At 47.2% G+C, this 3,466-nt stretch carries 4 protein-coding genes and 1 pseudogene; all 5 read right to left on the bottom strand.

All coding sequences use genetic code 11. The features are described 5' to 3' along the window. A pseudogene (locus K6C05_RS02115) lies at positions 1-257 on the bottom strand (hypothetical protein); the annotation flags it as partial. Between the two features lie 43 nt (positions 258-300). Next, positions 301-1,323 (bottom strand): pseudaminic acid synthase, encoded by a 1,023-nt coding sequence (gene pseI, locus K6C05_RS02120; RefSeq protein ID WP_296730761.1) that lies wholly within the window; start codon positions 1,321-1,323, stop codon positions 301-303. A gap of 58 nt (positions 1,324-1,381) precedes the next feature. Further along, positions 1,382-2,137 (bottom strand): ABC transporter ATP-binding protein, encoded by a 756-nt coding sequence (locus tag K6C05_RS02125; RefSeq protein ID WP_296730762.1) that lies wholly within the window; start codon positions 2,135-2,137, stop codon positions 1,382-1,384. Next, positions 2,134-2,934, bottom strand: coding sequence for an ABC transporter permease subunit (locus K6C05_RS02130; protein ID WP_296730764.1), 801 nt, complete (start codon positions 2,932-2,934; stop codon positions 2,134-2,136). The genes K6C05_RS02125 and K6C05_RS02130 overlap by 4 nt, the downstream gene beginning before the upstream one ends. After that, positions 2,927-3,466, bottom strand: a 540-nt coding sequence (locus tag K6C05_RS02135; RefSeq protein ID WP_296730766.1) for an MqnA/MqnD/SBP family protein, incomplete at its 5' end; no start/stop codon positions are given. The genes K6C05_RS02135 and K6C05_RS02130, both read right to left, overlap by 8 nt.

Genomic DNA, 3,466 nt, shown 5'->3' on the forward strand with positions numbered 1-3,466 from the left:
ATACTGTAATTCACCTGCCAACAATCCCCATGGACCAGCCTTATCTGGCCAACAGGAATATCCCTCTCCATCAGTATATATATCAATGTATTCTCATCTGCCAGGGCATTTTTCAACCATTGTTCATGCTCCGGCAAGGAAATACTGTCCGTATTAAAGGAATTTTTCCTTACCTCCGGATCGTTGGACCACTCAAACAGCAATAACTTGTCATTTTCATCGGCCACCCGCAGGTATAAGCTCTCATTCTTCAACATGCTCTCCTCACATTAAAGTAATACAAAATCATATCCAGTGGTTTTACTCAATAAAATCCCAGCTGAGGCCGGTGCCTCGCGAAATATCCCTATTGACCTTCTTCCCCAGCAGCACATCATAGTACTTAGGCAAAAGCCCCAGTCCAGGCCTGATGCTGCGAAGATTCTTCTCAGTCAGCACATCACCTTTTTTCATATCCTCGACAATATAAAGGCTCCGTCTGGTCTGCAAGGATTCCTGCTTCTGGGCATCATAGGAAATCTCCCCCAAGGCCTTATAGGCAGTATTGCATTCCCTCACCAAAAGCCTCATTTCTTCAGGCTCCAGGGAAAATGCACTATCCACACCACCATCTGCCCGGGACAGGGTAAAATGCTTCTCTATCACCATGGCTCCCAAGGCTATACTGGCCACAGAGGCCCCAATCCCCAGAGTATGGTCAGACAGCCCTACCCGGCATCCAAACAGCTCCTTCATGTGAGGAATGGTCCTCAGATTACTGCCCTCAGGAGTAGCAGGATAGCTGCTGGTACACTTCAAAAGAGTGAGATCACTGCAGCCATTTTCCCTGGCCGTACGGACCATTTCATCCAGCTCTGCCACCTTGGCCATACCAGTGGAAACAATCATTGGCTTGCCGGTCCTCGCCACCTTGCGGATAAGGGGCAAATCAACATTTTCGAAGGAGGCCACCTTGTAAATAGGACAACCAACCCCCTCCAGAAAATCCACTGCAGTATCATCAAAAGGTGTACTAAAGCATATCAGTCCCAGTTCCTCAGCATGACGAAAAATTTTCTCCTGCCATTCCCAGGGTGTATATGCCTTTTGGTACAGACTATATAAGGATTCCCCGTACCAAAGGCTCTTGGGATTGGATATGCAAAACTCATCAGTTTCCTTGTCAATAGTCAGTGTATCAGCAGTATAGGTCTGAATCTTTATTGCATCAACACCAGTTTCTGCTGCCGCCTCCACTATTTTCAGTGCCCGCTCCAATGATTGATTGTGATTGCCACTCATTTCAGCTATGATGAACGGCTTGTCAGCGCTTATTAACGACATGATTCTGCTCCTTTTTTGTTGCACCCACTGAAAGCATCCACTGTGGTTGCCCAACAATTTATCCTTCTTCCCCCTGCAGTATTCTTGAATACCTGTCCCACAGCTCGCCGTACCCTGGGGTAGACGGTCTTACAGGCTGCTGCAGCGGATTTTGTTCATCAACTACAATTTCCCCATTACTATTCATGATAAGTACGCGCGATCCCAGGGTGATTGCCTCCTGGATGTTATGGGTCACAAACATAACAGTGACCTTTTCCCGGCGGGAAATTTCATAAAGGTTCCACTGGAGACGGTTACGGGTAATAGCATCCAAGGCGGCAAAGGGCTCATCCATAAGCACGATTTCAGGATTTATGGCCCTGGCCCTGGATATGGCCACTCGCTGTTTCATGCCTCCTGAAAGCTCATGGGGATAAAACTTTCTGTACTCATAAAGCCCCACATTATGCAACAGTTCCTCAACCTTCCTTGCCAATGCATCACTATCTTTTTCCCCGCGCAGCTTTAAGGCATACTTGATATTGTCCTCCACCGTTTTCCAGGGAAACAGCTGGTTGTAATCCTGAAAAACCATCATGCGGTCTATGGATGGTTTTTTCACCTTATGACCATTGCAGACAATTTCCCCCTGATAATCCTCAAAGCCTGCTATACAGCGAAGCAGTGTGGACTTACCACAACCTGACGGTCCCAAAATGCATACGAACTCACTTTTCCCTACAGTAAGATTAAGATTATTCAGCACACCGGCCTTACCACGCGGGGAGGCATACTGCTTGGTCAAATCAACGATTGATAATATATCACTCATTTGATCATCCCCCATTTCTTCACGGTCCGGCATTCAATCACATGGAAAAAACCATACTCCACAATGACTCCTACCAGGATAATCAGGAATATAGCCCCATAAACTCCGGGATAATCAAGCCATATGGTGCGTGCATTATTGATATATACACCGATGCCTGCCGACTGAGCTGCACCAAAAATCATTTCGGCACTTATGAGGCCACGCCAGGCCCTGGCCCATCCTACCTTAAGGCCGGAGAGCACATTGGCGAAGGATGCCGGAATGTATACATCCACCAGCATTCTGTACATTCCCAGCCCGAAATTTTTCCCCACTTCTATATATGTCTTTGGTATCATACGGAACCCGTCCATGATATACCGCGACATTGGCCACAGCACGGAATGGATTACCAGAATCAGGATGGACATGTCATTTGCCCCGATGGTAATCATCAAAATAGGCAGCAAAGCCACCCCGGGAAGCAAATCAAATATGGAAATCAAAAGCTTGTAGATGGCCCCGATCACATTGTTCAACACCGACAGCCCTGACAAAATCACTGCTGCCACGGCACCGATAAACATCCCTTCCACTATCAGGAGAAAGGAATGGGCCATATACACCAAAATCGGCTGTCTGGGACTGGTAAAGGAATCCACCAGGTGGGATACTATCACATCCAAAGGGGGAAATCCCATGATATTCCTTGATGTTGCATACCACTGCCAGGCAATACCGCAAACAAGCAAAAACACCAACTGAACAGCAATCCCTGTATATTGTTTCTTGGAACTTAAAAATTTATTACTCACAGGCCACCCCGTCATAACAGAATTTTTCCCTGGTTACATCATTGTCAATAAAACCCGCCCGCTTCATAAAGGACGCCATTGTTGCCAGGCCGCGGATATCATTGAAGAATTTGCAGTCAGGCTTGTTCATATATGACTTGATTACCTGTTCGTCCAGCTGCAGGTATTTTTCCTCAATAGCCACGGTCTTATCAGGATTGGCATTAATGAAGTCAACTGACTGGAGGAAAGCCTTCCGTACAGCCTCATATAACTCCTTGTCCTTCTCCAGGGAGGTGGACGCCATGGCCACCAGGAAGGTATTACCCTGAGGCCATACAGAATTAACCTCCGGCAGCTCAACATACTTGGACTGCTCCCTCTCCTGATAGATAAAAGGTGCAGAGGTCAAGTGAAGCTTCACAACCCCGGCCTCCAGTGCAGCCATTCCCTCTGCATGGGACATGCGCTGGATATTATTATCAAGAGCATGGGCATCACCGAGATTCTTTTCAGCAGCCATCCCCAACAGGATATGCTGAATGGACCCAGT

The sequence above is a fragment of the Anaerovibrio sp. genome (assembly GCF_024697385.1).
Taxonomy (GTDB): Bacteria; Bacillota; Negativicutes; order Selenomonadales; family Selenomonadaceae; genus Anaerovibrio.